The 17,496-nt window shown below is 73.4% G+C and carries 14 protein-coding genes, 1 tRNA gene and 1 other RNA gene; 8 read left to right on the forward strand and 8 right to left on the reverse strand.

Going from position 1 to position 17,496, the window contains the following annotated elements; translation table 11 throughout:
* The first annotated feature begins 96 nt into the window (after positions 1-96).
* Both FYW99_RS05605 and FYW99_RS05610 read left to right on the forward strand, forming a co-directional pair.
* Positions 97-2,280, forward strand: coding sequence for an alpha-galactosidase (locus FYW99_RS05605; RefSeq protein ID WP_150250907.1), 2,184 nt, complete (start codon positions 97-99; stop codon positions 2,278-2,280).
* Between the two features lie 214 nt (positions 2,281-2,494).
* Positions 2,495-3,754, forward strand: a complete 1,260-nt coding sequence (locus FYW99_RS05610) for an ROK family transcriptional regulator (protein WP_223838767.1) — start codon at positions 2,495-2,497, stop codon at positions 3,752-3,754.
* A 130-nt stretch (positions 3,755-3,884) separates the two neighbouring features.
* On the opposite strand, the gene FYW99_RS05615 is transcribed toward FYW99_RS05610, so the two are convergent.
* The 4 genes from FYW99_RS05615 to FYW99_RS05630 all read right to left on the reverse strand — a co-directional run bounded on the left by FYW99_RS05615 (position 3,885) and on the right by FYW99_RS05630 (position 8,610).
* On the reverse strand, positions 3,885-4,439 hold the full coding sequence (locus tag FYW99_RS05615; protein ID WP_150250908.1) for a PadR family transcriptional regulator: 555 nt from the start codon (positions 4,437-4,439) through the stop codon (positions 3,885-3,887).
* 38 nt (positions 4,440-4,477) lie between these two features.
* Positions 4,478-5,335: a Rieske (2Fe-2S) protein gene (locus tag FYW99_RS05620; protein ID WP_150250909.1), complete on the reverse strand. Its 858-nt coding sequence runs from the start codon at positions 5,333-5,335 to the stop codon at positions 4,478-4,480.
* A 155-nt stretch (positions 5,336-5,490) separates the two neighbouring features.
* Positions 5,491-7,500 (reverse strand): NADPH-dependent 2,4-dienoyl-CoA reductase, encoded by a 2,010-nt coding sequence (locus FYW99_RS05625; protein WP_150250910.1) that lies wholly within the window; start codon positions 7,498-7,500, stop codon positions 5,491-5,493.
* Positions 7,501-7,668: 168 nt separating this feature from the next.
* The gene (locus FYW99_RS05630; RefSeq protein ID WP_150250911.1) at positions 7,669-8,610 is read right to left on the reverse strand and encodes an alpha/beta fold hydrolase; all 942 of its coding nucleotides are present in this window, start codon (positions 8,608-8,610) and stop codon (positions 7,669-7,671) included.
* 138 nt (positions 8,611-8,748) lie between these two features.
* Between FYW99_RS05630 and FYW99_RS05635 the strand changes: the two genes are divergently transcribed.
* Entirely contained in the window at positions 8,749-9,063 is a 315-nt protein-coding gene (locus tag FYW99_RS05635; protein ID WP_150250912.1) for an ArsR/SmtB family transcription factor, read from the forward strand.
* Between the two features lie 157 nt (positions 9,064-9,220).
* On the opposite strand, the gene FYW99_RS05640 is transcribed toward FYW99_RS05635, so the two are convergent.
* Both FYW99_RS05640 and FYW99_RS05645 read right to left on the reverse strand, forming a co-directional pair.
* Positions 9,221-9,305 (reverse strand) — tRNA-Ser (locus tag FYW99_RS05640).
* Positions 9,306-9,407: 102 nt separating this feature from the next.
* On the reverse strand, positions 9,408-10,766 hold the full coding sequence (locus FYW99_RS05645; RefSeq protein WP_150250913.1) for a DUF2252 domain-containing protein: 1,359 nt from the start codon (positions 10,764-10,766) through the stop codon (positions 9,408-9,410).
* A 182-nt stretch (positions 10,767-10,948) separates the two neighbouring features.
* Here FYW99_RS05645 and ffs point away from each other — a divergent pair.
* Together ffs and FYW99_RS05655 are read left to right on the forward strand one after the other, a co-directional pair.
* Positions 10,949-11,044: signal recognition particle sRNA small type (ffs, locus tag FYW99_RS05650), an RNA gene on the forward strand.
* 108 nt (positions 11,045-11,152) lie between these two features.
* Positions 11,153-13,321, forward strand: coding sequence for a DNA polymerase III subunit gamma and tau (locus FYW99_RS05655; RefSeq protein ID WP_150250914.1), 2,169 nt, complete (start codon positions 11,153-11,155; stop codon positions 13,319-13,321).
* A 139-nt stretch (positions 13,322-13,460) separates the two neighbouring features.
* Here FYW99_RS05655 and FYW99_RS05660 read toward each other — a convergent pair whose 3' ends face one another.
* On the reverse strand, positions 13,461-14,087 hold the full coding sequence (locus FYW99_RS05660; protein ID WP_150250915.1) for a TetR/AcrR family transcriptional regulator: 627 nt from the start codon (positions 14,085-14,087) through the stop codon (positions 13,461-13,463).
* 118 nt (positions 14,088-14,205) lie between these two features.
* On the opposite strand from FYW99_RS05660, the gene FYW99_RS05665 reads away from it, so the two are divergent.
* Positions 14,206-14,421 carry a DUF6243 family protein gene (locus tag FYW99_RS05665; RefSeq protein WP_190394565.1) on the forward strand — a complete coding sequence of 72 codons (216 nt, stop codon included), beginning with the start codon at positions 14,206-14,208 and terminating at the stop codon, positions 14,419-14,421.
* 133 nt (positions 14,422-14,554) lie between these two features.
* Here FYW99_RS05665 and FYW99_RS05670 read toward each other — a convergent pair whose 3' ends face one another.
* The gene (locus tag FYW99_RS05670) at positions 14,555-15,820 is read right to left on the reverse strand and encodes a methyltransferase domain-containing protein (protein ID WP_150251189.1); all 1,266 of its coding nucleotides are present in this window, start codon (positions 15,818-15,820) and stop codon (positions 14,555-14,557) included.
* A gap of 452 nt (positions 15,821-16,272) precedes the next feature.
* Between FYW99_RS05670 and FYW99_RS05675 the strand changes: the two genes are divergently transcribed.
* Both FYW99_RS05675 and recR read left to right on the forward strand, forming a co-directional pair.
* Positions 16,273-16,620, forward strand: coding sequence for a YbaB/EbfC family nucleoid-associated protein (locus FYW99_RS05675; protein ID WP_150251190.1), 348 nt, complete (start codon positions 16,273-16,275; stop codon positions 16,618-16,620).
* Positions 16,621-16,862: 242 nt separating this feature from the next.
* Entirely contained in the window at positions 16,863-17,462 is a 600-nt protein-coding gene (gene recR, locus FYW99_RS05680) for a recombination mediator RecR (protein ID WP_150250916.1), read from the forward strand.
* Positions 17,463-17,496 lie beyond the last annotated feature (34 nt).

Raw genomic sequence — 17,496 nt, forward strand, 5'->3', positions numbered from 1 at the left:
GTCGGGTGCCGGCCCCTCTTGCGCGAACCGGCCACCTCGGGGATTCTTACTTTTCCGAACAAAGTAAGTCAACCCTGTTCCCCGACCACGAAGGACGTGGCGACCGTGGCATCGCACCGCCCCCTCTCCGGCGGCTCCGACCTCCCCCACCTGCGCGCCGCCGGGGTGAGCCTCCTGCTGGACCTGACCGGCGAGACCCTGCCCCGGGTTCTGCACTGGGGCTCCGACCTGGGCGACCTCTCCCGCGAGGAGCTGGACGACCTGCGCCTGGCGCTGAGCCCCCAGCCCATCGGGTTCTCCGTGGACGGGCCGGTGGAGGTGGCCGTGCTCCCCGAGCAGTCCGCCGGCTGGCTCGGCACCCCAGGCCTCGTCGGCAACCGGGGCGGCGCCGACTTCTCCACCGCGTTCCGCGTGCGCGAGTCCGCGGTGGAGCACGGCTCCCCGGCGGGCGGACGCCTGACCGTCCGCGCCGAGGACGCCCGGGCCGGGCTCGGTCTGGACCTCGTGGTCGAGCTCACGCCCTCGGGCCTGGTCCGCCAGCGCGCCACCGTCACCAACGGGGACGCCGCCCCCTTCGCCGTGGACGCCGTCAACCTCGTCCTCCCCGTTCCGGCCGAGGCGGTCGAGCTGCTCGACTTCGGCGGCCGCCACATGCGCGAGCGCAGCCCGCAGCGGACCGCCTTCACCCAGGGCCTGCGGGTGCGCGAGAACCGCACCGGGCGCACCGGCTACGACGCGGCCCACCTGCTGGCCGCGGGGACGCACGGCTTCGGCAACCGCTCCGGCGAGGTGTGGGCCGTGCACACGGCCTGGTCGGGCAACCACCGCACCTTCGCCGAGCGCACCTACCACGCGGTGTCCCTGCTGGGCTCGGGCGAGCTGCTGCTCTCCGGCGAGGTCGTGCTGGCCGAGGGGGAGTCCTACACCACCCCGTGGCAGTACGGCTCGCACGGGCACGGGCTGGACGAGGTCTCCGCCCGCTTCCACCGGTACCTGCGCTCGCGCCCGCGCCACCCCTCCACCCCGCGTCCGGTGGTCGTCAACACCTGGGAGGCCGTGTACTTCGACCACGACCTCGACCGGCTGCGCGAGCTGGCCGACTCCGCCGCCCGCGTGGGCGCCGAGCGGTTCGTACTCGACGACGGCTGGTTCGGCTCGCGCCGCGACGACCGGCGCGGCCTCGGCGACTGGTACGTCTCCGACGAGGTGTGGCCGGACGGCCTGGGCCCGCTCACCGACCACGTCACCGGGCTGGGCATGCAGTTCGGACTGTGGGTGGAACCGGAGATGGTCAACGAGGACTCCGACCTGGCCCGCGCGCACCCGGACTGGATCATGGCCGCGGGCGACCGGCTGCCCCGCCCGGCGCGCTCCCAGCAGGTGCTCGACCTGGCCCGCCCGGAGGCCTTCGCGTACGTCCTGGAGCGCCTGGACGACCTGCTGTCCGCCTATCCGATCACCTACCTCAAGTGGGACCACAACCGGGACCTGGTCGACGCCGGGCACCGGCCGACCGGGCGGGCCGGGGTCCACGGCCAGACCCTGGCGGTGTACCGGCTGATGGACGAGCTGCGCCGCCGCCACCCGGGGGTGGAGATCGAGTCCTGCTCGTCCGGCGGCGGGCGGGTGGACCTGGGCGTGCTGGAGCGCACCGACCGCGTGTGGGTCTCCGACTGCATCGACGCCCTGGAACGGCAGGACATCCAGCGGTGGACCAACGCGCTCGTCCCGCTGGAGCTGATGGGCACCCACGTGGGGGCGGGCACCGCGCACACCACCGACCGCCGCCACACCGTCGACTTCCGGGCCGGGACCGCCCTGTTCGGGCACTTCGGGATCGAGTGGGACCTCACCCGCGCCGACCCCGCCGACCTGGCGCGCCTGCGGGAGTGGGTGGAGCTGTACAAGGAGCTGCGCGGACTGCTGCACACGGGGACCGCCGTGCACGGCGACCATCCGGACCCGGCGGTCCGGGTGCACGGGGTGGTCGCCGAGGACCGGTCCGAGGCGCTCTACGCGATCGTCGCCACGGGCACCTCGGAGCTGTACCCGACCGGGCCCGTCCGGCTGCCGGGACTGCACCCCGAGGCGGTCTACCGGATCCGTCCGCAGGCGCCCGGGGACGTGCCCGACGGCAACGCCCACCGGTGGGGGGTGCCGCTGCCCTGGTGGACCCCCGAGGGCGTCCGTGTCAGGGGCGGGGCGCTGGCGGGGGCGGGCCTCCAGGCGCCGGTGCTCTTCCCGGAACGGCTGGTCCTGGTGCGCGCGACCCGGGAGTGACCGGGTTGCCGTACCCGCGAGCGAGCGCGACACTTGGCCCACGCCTGCCCGCCGGACGCGGAGGGGCGGTCACCGCGTGTGGGCGCGACGCCGTCGGCGTGATCGTCCCCGGCGGTCGTGGCCCCGGGCGGTCCTCGCCCGGGCGCGGCGCCTCGGGGGCGTGTGGGGGACAGCGCGGAACCGCGGCCGGAGACCGGCCGCCGAGGTGGTGGAGGTGGCATTGGGCGGGCCGTCACGGGCGATTCCGCACACGACGAGCAGGGCGGCGGTCCTCGACGTCATCCGCGCCGCGGGCACGATCAGCCGCGTGGGGCTGGTCGAGGCCACCGGGTTCACCGGTGCCACCATCTCCACCGTCGTCCGCAGGCTCATCGACGACGGCCTGGTCCTGGAGACCGGGCGCGCCGAGTCCACCGGCGGCAAGCCGCGCGTCCTGCTCCGGCTCAACCGGGAGTCGCGCTACGCCGTGGGCGTCCACATCGACCCGGTCGGCATCACCTACGCCCTCATCGACCTCACCGGCGCCGTGGTCTCCCGGATGACCCGCGCCGGGGTGAACCGGGACGAGGACCCCGCCGAGACCACCTCCAGGATGTCCCGGCAGGTGGACGCCCTGGTGGAGGGCGCCGGAGTGGAACGCGAGCGGGTGCTCGGCGTCGGGCTGGTCGCCCCGACCGGCGGGCTCCACCGGCATCCCTCCCTGTGGCGCTGGGCCGACTACCCCGTGGCCGGGGAGCTGGAGGGCGCGGTCGGCCTGCCCGTGGTCCCCGGCAACGACGCGACCGCCGCCGCCCTCGGCGAGTACTGGTCCGGCGTGGTCGGCGGGTCGTCCATCTTCGCCGCCGTGTACATGGGCACCGGAGTCGGCGCCGGGGTTCTGGTCAACGGCATCCCCTACCACGGGGCCAGCGGCAACGCCGGGGAGATCGGGCACGTGTGCCTGGACGCGGACGGGCCGCTGTGCTGGTGCGGCGGACGCGGTTGCGCCGAGGTGGTCGCCGGTCCGGCCGCCGTCGTGGCGGCCGCCCGGGCCGACGAGGCCCTCGCCCGCACCGCCGACCTCACGCGGGAGGGCGGCCGGGCCTGGCCGTCGGTGGCCGCCGAGTTCACCGCCGTGGTCCGCGCGGCCCGCCGGGGGCAGCCCACCGCCCGCGCCCTGCTGGACCGCTCCGCTCGCCACCTGGCCGTGGCGGTCCGCACGCTGGCCAACCTGATGGACCTGGACCTGCTGGTGCTGACCGGTTCGAGCCTGGCCGTGGCGGGGTCGGTCTACCTGCCCGTCATCCAGGAGGAGCTGGACCGGGCCTTCTTCGCCCGCGCCGCGCACCCGGTCGAGGTGCGCATGTCCACGTCGGCCGCGACCGCGCCCGCCATCGGCGCGGCGGCCATGGTCCTGCAGACCCAGCTGGTTCCGCTGCGCCCCGGACTGCGTCTGCCCGAGAACCTGTCGGAGGCCGGGGCGGACTGGGACTGAGGACCCCGCGGGGCGTCCCGCGGGTCCGTCCGGGGGAGTCCGGTGCCGATCGGGACGACGCGGTCAGGAGCCCGGATCCCGCGGGAACGCCGTCCGGGGCCGGGGCCGGGGCGCGCTCGGGCCGACGCGGTCAGGCGCCCGGGGAGCCCTCCCCGGCACCCTCCAGCTCCTCGACGGCGCGGGTCAGCCACGACACCCATCCGGCCTCCACGTCGATGCCGCCGAGCAGCACCAGGCGCTGGACCCGCTCCCGTTCGGTGGCGGGCCCGTCCGGGTAGTCGCGCCGCTCGAACCCGCGGTACTCCTCCAACCGCATCAGGTGCAGGTCACGGTGGCGGCGCAGTTCCGGCACCAGGCCGCGCACGCCCACCACCCCGGCGGCGCGCAGCCGCAGCGGCAGCGGGTCGCGGGAGGCCCTGGGATCCTCGCGCACGTCCACCCAGCGCTCCAGCTCCTCCCGTCCCGCGGGCAGCACCTCGTACTCCTTGCGCCGTCCGCGGGTCGGCGCGTCCGCCTCCAGCGCCCGGATCAGCGCCGCCCGCTCCAGCTTGCCCAGCTCCCGGTAGATCTGCTGGTGGGTGGCCGACCAGAAGTACCCGATCGAGCGGTCGAAGCGCCGGGCCAGCTCCAGGCCGGACGAGGGCTTCTCCAACAGGGCGGTCAGGATGGCGTGGGGCAGGGACATGGGCGCATTCTAGGCAGCGCCGAGGGAGCCGCGTTCCCTCACGCGGCGGACTCGGGGAGGCGGACCATCACCCTGCCCTCCACGACCGACGCCTCCAGGACCTGCGGCGGGGCGGTCGCGGGTCCGTGGACCACCGTCCCGTCGTCCAGGCGGAACTCGCTGCCGTGCCAGGGACAGCGCACGCACCCGTCCACCCGCTCGCCCTCGGCCAGGGGCGCGCCCATGTGGGGGCACGTGCCCAGCATCGCGGTCACGGAGCCGCCCGTCCGCGCCACCAGGACCGGGACGCCCGCCACGTCGCCCCCGCCGAGCCCGCCGTCGTCGAACCCGTCCAGCGGACCGAGGTCGTGCCAGCCCTCGGGCAGCAGGTCGACCAGGTGGTCGGCGCTGTTGGCGCCCGCCGACCGGTAGTAGGCCATGTGTCCGCCCAGGGAACCGCTCAGGCCGACCACGCCCACGCCGACCAGGGCCAGGAACCTCCCCCAGCCCTGGCGGCCGCGGGCCCGGGCCAGCGAGGAGGCACCGAACAGCAGGGTGCCGACGCCGTTGGTCGCCGCGTGCACCACGCCCACGCGCTGCTGGCGCTCGTGCTGCTGCGACCAGTCCGCCAGGCCGCTCACCACCGCGGGCAGGGTCGTGACCAGCCCGGCGTTGACCAGCGCGTGCGCGCTGCGGCGGTGGTCTCCGGGCAACGAGTCCAGCAGGACGGCCGCCATCCACGTGCCGATGGGCAGCTGCACCAGGATCGGATGGACGGGATGCCCGAGCTGCACCCCGTGCAGCATGTCGCGGACGGTGCCGGACGGGATCCGTTCGGCCAGGCTCTTCATGCTGGAGACCGCCGGGTCGAGCTGCTCGTCGCGTTCGATCCTGCGGATGCGTTCACCGATTCTCATGGTGGTGCGGCTACCCGGGGTACGCGCGTGTCACTCACGGGGCACGGAGTAGCGCGAATCCTTGAACCCGGCTTTCCCCGTCCGGCCCGGCCCCCACGCCTCCCCGCTCCGCCCGGCCTTCCGCGTGGCGGCGACCGGGCAGACCGGGGCAGGGGTCACAGCGCGGCGGCCAGGCGGGTGCCCTGGTCGATCGCCCGCTTGGCGTCGAGTTCGGCCGCCTCGTCGGCGCCGCCGATCAGGTGGACCGCGCGGCCCGCGGCGGTCAGCTCGTCGGCGAGGTCCCGGCGCGGCTCCTGGCCCGCGCACACCACGACGGTGTCCACGTCGAGCACGCGCTTCTCCCCGTCGACGGTCAGGTGCAGGCCCTCGTCGTCGATCCGGTCGTACTCGGCCCCCGCGACCATCTCCACGCCGCGGTGGCGCAGTTCCAGCCGGTGGATCCACCCCGTGGTCTTCCCCAGGCCCGCGCCGACCTTGCCGGTCCTGCGCTGGACCAGGTGCACGGTGCGCGGTGACGCCGGGCGCTCGGGTTCGCCGAGACCGCCGCGGGAGGCGGGGTCGGTGTCCACGCCCCACCTGCGCAGGAACTCCCCGGTGTCGACGACGCCCCCGCCGTCGGTGAGGAAGGCGGCCACGTCGAAGCCGATGCCCCCCGCGCCGATGACCGCCACGCGCTCACCGACCTCGGCGTCTCCGCGCAGGACGTCCACGTAGCCCACCACCTTGGGGTGGTCCACGCCCGGGATCCCCGGCACGCGCGGAGTGACGCCCGTGGCGAGCACGACCTCGTCGTAGCCCTCCAGGTCGGCGGCCCCCGCCCGGGTGTCCAGCCGCACGTCCACCCCGTGCCTGTCGAGCTGGACGCGGTAGTAGCGCAGGGTCTCGTCGAACTCCTGCTTGCCGGGCACGCGGCGGGCCAGGTTCAGCTGGCCGCCGATCTCCCCGGCCGCGTCGAACAGCGTGACCTCGTGTCCGCGCTCGGCGGCGGACACGGAGAAGGCGAGCCCGGCGGGTCCGGCGCCCACGACGGCCACCCTCCTGCGCAGGCGGGTGGGGGAGAGCACGAGTTCGGTCTCGTGGCAGGCGCGCGGGTTCACCAGGCAGGAGCTGGTCCTCAGGCTGAACGTGTGGTCCAGGCAGGCCTGGTTGCAGCCGATGCAGGTGTTGATCCGCTCGGGGGTGCCCGCCGCGGCCTTGGCGACGAAGTCGGGGTCGGCCAGGAAGGGACGGGCCATGGAGACCATGTCGGCGTCGCCTCCGGCCAGGACCGCCTCGGCGACCTCGGGGGTGTTGATGCGGTTGACCGCGACGAGCGGCACGGACACCTCGCCGCGGAGCCGGCGGGTCACCCAGCTGTAGGCGCCGCGCGGCACGGACGTGGCGATGGTGGGGATGCGCGCCTCGTGCCAGCCGATGCCGGTGTTGATGATGGTCGCCCCGGCCTCCTCCACGGCCTTCGCCAGCCGGACCACCTCGTCGAACGTGGAGCCGCCGGGCACCAGGTCGAGCATGGACAGCCGGTAGACCACGATGAAGTCGGCGCCGACGCGCTCGCGCACGCGCCGCACGATCTCCACGGGGAAGCGCATGCGGTTCTCGAAGGAGCCGCCCCAGCCGTCCTCGCGCCTGTTGGTGGCCTGGGCGACGAACTGGTTGATCAGGTACCCCTCGGATCCCATGACCTCCACGCCGTCGTATCCGGCGTGCCTGGCCAGTTCGGCGGCGCGGGCGAAGTCCTCGATGGTGCGCTCGACCTCGTCACCGGTGAGCGCCCGGGGCGTGAAGGCGCTGATGGGGGCCTGGATCGCGCTCGGCGCGACCGCGTCCTCGTTGAAGGCGTAGCGGCCGGTGTGCAGGATCTGCATGGCGATGCGCCCGCCCTCGCGGTGCACGGCCCCGGTGACCACGCGGTGCTCCTCGGCCTCCGCCTCGGTGGTCATCTTCGCGGCGCCCCTGTAGGTGGCGCCCTCGGGGTTGGGGGCGATGCCGCCGGTGACGATGAGGCCGACGCCGCCCCGGGCGCGCTCGGCGTAGAAGGCGGCCATCCGCTCGAAGCCGCCCGGCGCCTCCTCCAGGCCCAGGTGCATGGAGCCCATGACCACGCGGTTGGCCAGGGTGGTGAAGCCCAGGTCCAGCGGTTCCAGCAGGTGGGGGTAGTCGCCCATGTCGTCTCCTCGCGCGGTGCCTCACGGGCCGGAGTCCGGTCGGCCCGCACTCATTATGCAACAAGTTGCAAAAAGGTCGCGAGTGCCCTCGGCGATCCCTGCCCGCCGTGCGCGGGTGCCCCGCAGGGGCCCGCGCACGGCGGGCAGCGCCGTACCGGAGGCGGAGCGTCAGACGAGGAAGGACTCCAGCGCGTCGATGACCACCTCGGGCTGTTCCTCGGGGACGTAGTGGCCGCAGTCCTTCACCTTGAGCACGCGCACGTCGGTGCCCTTGGCGGGCATCACCTCGCGGAGCGAGGCGTGGTTGCTCAGCTCACCGCCGAGCACGAGGATCGGCGCCGACACGGGCGCGTAGGTCCGTTCGTCGGCGATGTCGGTGTTGAACGCCCGGTACCAGGCGTTGCCCGCACGGACGGCGTCGGCGGTGGAGAGGGCGCGGGCGTAGACCTCGCGGGACCGTTCGTCGATGGAGCCGGGGTCCTTGGCGGCGTGTTCGGCGAGCCAGTCGACGAGTACACGGGTGCGCCCCTCCAGCAGCTTCTCCGGCAGTCCCAGGACCTGGTTGAAGGCGAACCACCACAGGAGGGGGTGCCCGCCGTCCCCCACCGGGGTGTTCACCGCCTGGCCGGGGGCGGGAAGCAGCCGGAACTCCGACCACCCGTCGTCCGGGTGTGCGACGTCCAGCATGCAGATCCGCCGCGTCGCCTCGGGGTGGTTGGCCGCGTACGCGTAGGCGACCATGGCGCCGATGTCGTGGCCGACGACGTCCACGGACTCCAGGCCCAGGTGTCGGACGAGCTCGCGGACGTCGCGCGCCATCGTCTTCTTGTCGTAGCCGTCGGCGGGCTTGGCGGAACCGCCCATGCCGCGCAGGTCCACGGCGATCACCCGATGGCGGCGCGCCAGCGCGGGCATGACCCGGTGCCACTGCCACCAGGTCTGCGGCCAGCCGCCCAGCAGCAGCAGCGGGGTTCCGGAGCCGCCCTCGACGTAGTGCAGGCGGACGCCGTTGACGTCGGCGTGGCGGCTGGAGAAATCGCCGTCGAGCGAACGCGCCAGTGCGGCGTCGTCCAGGGGGCCGACCGAGGGGGCGGTCAGGGGTGCGGACACGGGGGTTCCTTCCGGTGGGGCGCCCGTCGGCGAGGGCGGGCGTTCAATGTTCGAACGTACGTAATATTCGTACTAACGAACAGTAGGTGTCAAGCTCCGTGCTCCCTGATCGATACGAAATTCGCGTACAGTGGCGCCATGGCCGTACTGCACCACCCCGACACCTCGGAGATCGAGCTCGTCGACGTGCTGGCCGCCCTGGGGCACCCCGTCCGCCTGGACGTCGTGCGCGCGCTGGCCGACGGCGAGGAGAGGTTCTGCGGGGAGGTCCTCTCCGGCATCCCGAAGTCGAGCATGACCCACCACTGGAGGGTCCTCCGTGAGAGCGGGGTCATCCGCCAGCGCCGCGCCGGGCGCAGGCTCTACATCACGCTGCGCCGCAACGAGCTGGGCGCCCGCTTCCCGGGGCTGCTGGACCTGGTCCTCGCGGACGGCGTTCCGCCCGCGCCCTGATCGGCGCGCCGCGGATTCGGCCGCGGCTGTTGTCCCACTACTGCGGTAGCGGTTCCGGGACGGCGACCGCCGCCCCGGAACCGCCGACCGGGACCGCCGACCGGGACCGCGAACGACGAAGGCCCGGAGCGCTGTGCGCTCCGGGCCTTCCGTTCCGCGGAGGATAGGGGATTCGAACCCCTGAGGCGTTGCCACCAACACGCTTTCCAAGCGTGCGCCCTAGGCCACTAGGCGAATCCTCCGCGAACAACTCTACATGCCTTCAGGGGTGCTCTGAACAGGTTTTCGCGGCCCCTCCCGGGCACCTCCGAGCGGCACCGGAACCGGGCTCCCCGGCGCCGGGATCACAGGGCCCGGCTGGACCTCACCGCGCTGATGGCGTTGTTGCGGAAGGCGTCCACGAACAGCGAGTAGTCGGCCCGGGTCTGGGCCGCGTACCGGTGCGCGAAGTCCACGCACCACCGCGTGAACTCCGCCTCGCGGCCGTCGAGCACCGCCATGACCGCCTCCTCGGTCTGGCCGCGCACGAGCGTGACGTCCGCGTGCGAGTCGGACACGCAGTGCGCCTTGGCGGTGGCGCGCCCCAGGTAGTCCAGTACCGGCACGATCTCCGCGGGCTCGGTGAGGTCGTCCCAGTCCAGGTCGTTGGTGTAGGGGGAGACCTCGCTCACCACGAAGCCCACGCCGCCCATCTCGGTGTGGCCCAGCAGCGGATCGGCGTGCGCCTGGAGCGCCCGCTGGGACACCGCGGTGCGGTGCCCGTGGTGCTGGAAGTAGTCCATGATGCGCCGGTCGGTCACCACCCGGGAGGGCGCGGCCACGTTGCCCTGCTTCATGGACAGCACGACGTCGTTGTCCCACGCCTCCGACTGGCCCTCGATGAGCAGGGTGTAGGCGGGCAGGCCCGCCGATCCGATCCCGAAGCCGCCGCTGCCCACCACGTCCTTGACCGCGTAGTTGATCGACGCGTACCGCCGGTCCTCGGGGATGGTGTTCAGGTAGGCCTCGTAGGCGGCCAGGACCCGCTCCCGCTCGGCGTCGTCCAGGCGGCGCGCCCGGGGGCCCTCGGCGAAGCGGCGGGTGTACCCGTCGCGGGTCGTCATGGACGACAGCATCTCGGCGCGGCTGTTGAGCCGCGTCTGCTGGAGCACGTCGTGCACGGTGCCGTCGGTGTTGCCCAGCTTGAGGGAGAACTCCGAGTCGTTGCCCGTCGTCGCGAACTCGCGCACCTGGGCGATGTAGGCGTCGATGTAGTACGGCAGGAGCGTGCTGATGTCCTCGTCGGACAGGGCCTTCTGCCAGCCCATGACCCCGATGCTGGCCGCGAACCTGAGTATGTCCCAGGTGAAGCGGCCGAGGTAGGCCTCGTCGAAGTCGTTGACGTCGAACACCAGCCGCCCGGTGGAGTCCATGTAGGTGCCGAAGTTCTCCGCGTGCAGATCGCCCTGGATCCACACCCGTGAGGTGCGTTCGTCGGCCCAGGGGTCGTCCATGCCCGAGACGTCGTTGTAGAAGAGCGCGGCGCTGCCCCGGTAGAAGGCGAACGGGTTGGCCGCCATCTTGCGGAACTTGACGCGGAACGCCGCCGGGTCGGCGGCCATCAGGTCCGCGAAGGCGTTCTCCAGCGTGGCCACGATGAGGTCGCGGCGCTCCGTGGAGCTGTCGGTGGAATCGAGCTGGTCGAGCATGCCCATGTCGTCCATGATCTCTGAGAGGTTGCGTGGTGTGCCGGTCCGGGGCCCGTGGGCCCTCTGCCCGAGATGAGACGCCCGGTCCGGGAGGTGTGTTCCGTCCGAATGCCCGCCTTCCGGAGGCCGACGCGCTCCGGGGGAGGGGGCCTGGGCACGGGGGTGCCCGAGCAGTCCGGGGTTCGGATACACTCGGGGCAGACCCCTCGTGCGGCGTCACCCTATGAACCTCCCCAGGGCCGGAAGGCAGCAAGGATAAATGGGCTCTGGCGGGTGCGCGGGGGGTCCTTTCTCTTTCTCCGGCCCGGTCGAACCCCTCCCGGTCCTCGTCAACCGGCGCGAGCTGTCACCGTTCGCGGGTTGAATGGACACGTGGCAGGGACCAGGGGAGGAATCACACCGTGAGCATCGCGCTGTACCGCAAGTACCGGCCCGCGACGTTCGGCGAGGTGCGTGGCCAGGAACACGTGACGGACCCGCTGCGCCAGGCGCTGCGCAGCGGACGGATCAACCACGCCTACCTGTTCAGCGGTCCGCGCGGCTGCGGCAAGACCACCAGCGCCCGCATCCTGGCCCGCTCCCTCAACTGCGCCGAGGGCCCCACCCCCGACCCCTGCGGCACCTGCGACTCCTGCGTGGCCCTGGCCCCCGACGGCGGCGGCAGCATCGACGTCATCGAGATCGACGCCGCCTCCCACGGCGGTGTGGACGACGCCCGCGACCTGCGCGAACGCGCCTTCTTCTCCCCGGTCAGCTCGCGCTACAAGATCTACATCATCGACGAGGCGCACATGGTGACCCGGGAGGGCTTCAACGCCCTCCTCAAGCTGGTCGAGGAGCCCCCGCCGCACCTGAAGTTCGTGTTCGCGACCACCGAGCCCGAGAAGGTCATCGGCACGATCCGCTCGCGGACCCACCACTACCCGTTCCGCCTGATCCCGCCGAGCACCCTCAGGGAGCTCATGGAGGACCTGCTCAAGGAGGAGGGCGTCTCCTACGATCCGGCCGCGCTGCCGCTGGTCGTGCGCGCGGGCGCGGGCTCGGCGCGCGACACGCTCTCGGTGCTGGACCAGCTCATCGCCGGTTCGGACGAGGGCGGCATCACCCGGGAGGGCGCCGTCTCCCTGCTGGGCTACACCGACTCCAGTCTGCTCGGCGAGATGGTCGACGCGCTCGGCGCCCGCGACGGCGCCGCCGTGTTCGGCCTGGTCGACCGCGTGGTGGAGGGCGGGCTCGACCCCCGCCGGTTCACCACGGACCTGCTGGAGCGCTTCCGCGACCTGGTCGTCCTGGCCGCCGTGCCCGACGCCCTGGACAAGGGCCTGGTCAACGTCGATCCGGAGGCGACCGAGCGGATGAAGGACCAGGCCGCGCGCCTGGGACCGGCCGAGCTGAGCCGCGCGGCCGACATCCTCAACCAGGGCCTGACCGAGATGCGCGGCGCCACCGCGCCCCGGCTGCTGCTGGAACTCATGTGCTCGCGGGTGCTGCTTCCGGCCGCGGACGGAAACCAGGGCGCGGCCCTGCTGGCCCGCCTGGAGCAGATGGAGCGCCGGATCGCCTCGGGCGCCGTCGCCCCTCCCGCCGCGCCGGTCCAGCCCGCTCCCGCTCCCGCGCCGGTCACCCCGGCCTCCCCGGCGGTGCCCTCCGAACCCGTGCGCGCCTCCGCAGCTCCGGCCCCGGCGGTCGCTCCGGCCCCTCCGGAGACCCCCGCCGCCCCGGCCCCGGTCCAGCAGCGGTCCGAGCCCGCGGGCTGGGACGCCCCGGCCCGCCAGGCCGCCCCCACGCGGAGCCAGGCGCCCGCGGCGTCCGGTGGTTCTCTGGACCTGGGGCGCGTACAGGGCGCCTGGGACCAGATCATGGGCACGATCATGCGCCTCCGTAAGTTCACCTGGTCAGTCCTGCTCAGTAGTGATGTCCGTCCGGTCGGTGTGGAGGGCAACGCCGTCCTGCTCGGCTTCTCCAAGCCCAACGAGGCCAAAGGCTTCAGCAACAGCGGAAGCGACCAGGTGGTGGCCGCCGCGATCCAGCAGGTCCTGGGTATGGAGGTGCGCGTCGCCGCCGCGGGCAGCGCGGTCACGGCCTCCGCCGCCCCCGCGCGCAGGTCCGAGCCCGCCGGATGGGACGCGCCCGCCGCCGAGCCCGCACGGCCCGCCGCGCCCGAACCCGCGCCGCAGGCGGCCTCCGGAGCGGAGCCCGCTTCGGCTCCGAGTCCCGCACCGCCCCCGGAGTCCGCGCCGACCGGTCCGCCGCCGGACCGTATCGTCACCGGACTCCAGGAACCGCCGCCCGACCCCTACGAGGACGCGGCCGCCGCGCCGCCGCCCGAGTACGGCGACTCCTCGCCCGTGCCCGAGCCCGTCCGGGCCCCGGCGCCCCAACCCGCTCCGCCGCGGCCCGAGACCGCGGCACCGCCTGCCGGAACCGCCTCCGCGGGTGGCCCCGGCGGCGCGGGGTCCTCCGCGTCCTCCGGTGCCTCGGGGGCGTCGGGCGCCGGGCTGATCGAGTCCGAGCTCGGCGGCCGGGTCATCGACGAGATCGAACACGAGGCCCCGGACCCGTCCCTCTAGGGCCCGGGTCCCCGGACCCGGCTCTTCTGGGGCCAACGGCCTCCGGACGCGCCTCTGCCGGTGGTTCGCCCTCGGGCGGGTGGTCCTCCGGACCGCTGGCCTTCGGCCGCGCGTCCGCGGGTGACGGGCGTCCTCGCGGCTAGTTCCGGGGGCGCAGCGCGCGCAGCACCATGTCCACGAGCTCGTCCACGTACTCGTGTGTGAGCGGCCCGGTGCGCAGCAGCCAACGTTGGTGGAACGGTCCGAGGAACAGCTCCGTGGCCAGCCGCAGGTCGATCTCCGGGTCCACCTCGCCCGCCGCCACGGCGGAGCGCAGCCGGTCCTCGAACACGCGCGTGTTCGGGCCCAACAAGCGTTCCTGGACGATCTCGGCGAAGGCCGGATCCTGCTGGATCTCGGCGGTGAACGCGCGCGTGGTCCGGTCCATCTCCGGGATGCGGAACTCGTCGACCGTGGCGCGGAGCACCGTCCGCATGTCCTCGGCCAGGTCTCCGGTGTCGGGCAGGGGCTCACCGGCGACCCCGCCGGTCAGCGCGGTGAACACGTCCAGGACCACGGCCGCCTTGGAGGGCCACCAGCGGTAGATGGTCTGCTTGCCGACCCTGGCCCTGGCGGCGATCGCCTCCACCGTGAGCCTGGCGTAGCCGACCTCGCCCATCAGCTCGGCGGCGGCGTCGACGATGGCGCGCCGCGCGCGTTCGCTGCGGCGGCGGGGGTCGGGAGTGCGGCGGACCCCGGTCTCTTCCTGTGTGGTGTTCTCTGCCATACCTGCCACGTTAACCGCTGCAAAATGACGAGACGTATCGTCTTGGTGCCGATATCCTACGGAGGTCGGATCGACTTGGCGAGGCGTTTCGCCTCGCCTGGAGGGAAAGGAGGTCCGCGTGGGCAGGAACAGCGACAATCTTCTGGGCATGGGCGGACAGCGCAACACCGTCTCGCGCTCCACGCTTCGCGGAGGCAAGGGCGGCGGCCGGGGCGGCCCCAGCGACGACGCCGTGGAACGCAAGCAGGAGCTGCTGCGCAAGCTCCGCGAGAAGCAGGACAAGGACGCGAACGCGGCGTCCGAGAAGACCGAAGGCGCCCAGGGACAGGCGTGAGCGCGCGGCGGCGGCCCCCCTCCGAGGGGGCCGTCGGCGTTCGCGCACCCCGCGCGATCCCTCGCCGTGCGCCACCGGTGCGCGCATGGCTTCCCGTCCGGAGCCCGGTTCCGGGGTCCCCGCCCCGCGGCGGTCACACCGTCCAGCCGTGTCCGTCCGGTGAGTCCAGCCACACCCGGTGCGTGCCGTCGGCGCCCACCGAGAGCCCGAACCGGTCCGGGCCGGGCGCGCCCAACCGGGTCCACAGCTCCAGGGCCTCCTCGAACTCGTCCCAGATGCTCCTCGGGCCGCCCTGCTCGATCATCCACGAGGTGCCGTAGGGGTACACGCGCACCCACGAGACGCCACCCCGGTCGAACACCCACACGCCCGACCCGGTGCCGATCCACCGCCGCCGCACCCGCCAGCCCGGCACCATCACCGAGAGCGCGAACGCCGACGGGAAGGTCATCAGCGGCGCCACGGGGTCGGTCTGCGTGAGCCGGTACTCGTCGGGCTGCTGCCCCGAGTCCCGTACCGGGCGGGGCTGGCCGTCGGGGGTCCTCAGCGGTACGAACCCCACACCGCCGTGGAAGCTCGCCCGGGCCGAGCCGTCCCCGGCGCACTCCACGCGCGCGATCACCCCGGCCCCCTCCAGCAGCCCCCACGGGCACACCACCAGGCCGCCGGGGCGCAGTTGCTCCACCCACGCGGGCGGCACGCGGCGCACGCCGCAGGTCGAGGTGATCCGGTCGTAGGGTGCGCCGGGCGGGTAGCCCTCGTAGCCGTCGGCCAGGTGGACGGCGGGGGAGTAGCCCTCCGCTCGGAGGGCCTCGCGGGCGACCCCGGCCAGGCGCGGGTCGGTCTCCACGGAGGTGACGGCGCTGTCGCCGAGCCGGTGCGCCAGCAGGGCGGTGTTCCAGCCGGTCCCGGTGCCCACCTCCAGGACCCGCTGCCCGTTGGCGAGGTCGGACAGCTCCAGCAGGCGAGCCAGGACGCGGGGCGCCGAGACGGACGAGGTCGCCGCCTCAGCCCGTTCCCGGGGGCCGGGTCCACTCGGTCCCTGGTTCCAGGGCTCGGGCTCCCGGTCGTCGCGGGTGCGCTGCTCGTGGGGCTCCGAGGCCCGTTGGTCGGGTGCCCGGAACCCGGGAAGCCGGGGATCGGGCGCCTCCCGGTACGCGGACGGATCGGGGTCGTCGACCTGGGTGACGATGGCGTTGTCGGCGTAGACGGCCGAGAGCCACCGCTCGGGGTTGCTGTTGGCGTTGAGGGCCGCCCCGTGCGCGGTCAGCGCGCCCACCTCGGGGACGAACCGGTGTCTGGGCACCGACCGGAACGTGTCGGTGAGGGCGGCGTCGGTCAGCGTGCCGTCCGCGACCATCGCCTCGACCAGCGCCGAGTGGCGCTCTCTGGCGGTCAACACGTCCTCACTCCCCCGTGGCTCTCAGCGCTACCGGTGGTGCCCGAGGGCACTACCGGGACTCCTGTGTCCCGCAGAACACCTTTTCAACCGAGAGTGATGTTAGCGCCACTCCTGGTTCTCACTCCTGGTAGGTGCCCTTTCGGGAGAGTCGTCCTCCCGCCGGGGCGCGGTGCACCCCGGCGGGCGGTCCCGCCCCGCAGCGCCGACTCCGCCGCGTCGGCCGGGCGGGGCGGTTCCGAGGGGCCGGACGGAGTCGAGGGGCCCTCCTGACCCCCGGTGCGCACCGCGACCAGCGCCGTCCCGACCCGGTGACCAGTCCGTCCCCTCTCTCGGCCGAACGGTCCGCCCGCATGTGCGCTGATGACCGGTTACGCTCACAGCAACAGCGACACAACAGCGAGACCCAGCACCAAGAGTGCGGCGAGGAGACAGCCGTGAACCCTGGCGGAATGGACATGCAGGCCCTGCTCCAGCAGGCCCAGCAGATGCAGCAGCAGCTCGTGGAGGCCCAGCAGGCGCTGGAGGACGCCGAGGTCGAGGGCACCTCCGGTGGCGGCCTGGTCAAGGTCAGGCTGAGCGGGCGCGGACAGGTCGAGGACGTGACCGTCGCCCCCGAGGCGATCGACCCCGCCGACCCCGCCGAGAGCGCCCAGACCGTCGCGGACCTGGTCCTGGCGGCCATCCGCGACGCCGAGGCGCAGGTGGAGCGGCTCCAGCAGGAGAAGATGGGCCCGCTCGCCGAGGGCCTGGGCGGCGGCGGGATGCCCGGCGGCATGCCCGGCCTTCCCGGCTTCTAGCCCTGCCCGGAACTGTCGCCGGTGTGAGGCGGGGGATCTGACCTGCGATGATCTTGTACTTATAGTCGATGTCGGTGCTCGAAGCCCGCTATAAGTACAAGATCACGACGGGTGGGGCGGTCCTGGTCCCGGCTCCGCCCCGGGCGCCGGTCCGCGTACGCGCGGGTCCGCCGCGCCGGATACGGTGGGGGTGGGGATGCGGACCGCCCCGACAGATCCGGTCCGGCACTGATGGGTAGGCGATGTACGAAGGCGCGGTGCAGAATCTGATCGACGAGCTCGGGCGGCTGCCCGGCGTCGGTCCGAAGAGTGCGCAGCGTATCGCCTTCCACCTCCTGTCCGCCGAGCACGCCGACGTCAAACGCCTCGTCAGCGCGCTCGTCGAGGTCAAGGAGAAGGTGCGCTTCTGCTCGGTCTGCGGCAACGTCGCCGAAGAGGACCAGTGCCGCATCTGCCGCGACGCCCGCCGTGACCCCGCCATCATCTGCGTGGTCGAGGAGTCCAAGGACGTCGTCGCCGTCGAGCGCACCCGCGAGTTCCGGGGCCGCTACCACGTCCTGGGCGGCGCCATCAGCCCCATCGAGGGCGTGGGCCCCGACGACCTGCGCGTCAAGGAACTCATGACCCGCCTGGCCGACGGCCAGGTGACCGAGCTGATCCTGGCCACGGACCCCAACCTGGAAGGGGAGGCCACCGCGACCTATCTGGCGCGGCTGGTCAAACCCATGGGGTTGAAGGTGACCCGTCTGGCCAGCGGCCTGCCCGTCGGCGGCGACCTGGAGTACGCCGACGAGGTCACCCTCGGCCGTGCCTTCGAGGGCCGCCGCAGCCTGGAGTTCTAGCTCACATTCGCCGTTCATCCGCGCGAAACACGAG

It is taken from the genome of Nocardiopsis deserti (assembly GCF_008638355.1).
GTDB lineage: Bacteria > Actinomycetota > Actinomycetes > Streptosporangiales > Streptosporangiaceae > Nocardiopsis > Nocardiopsis alborubida.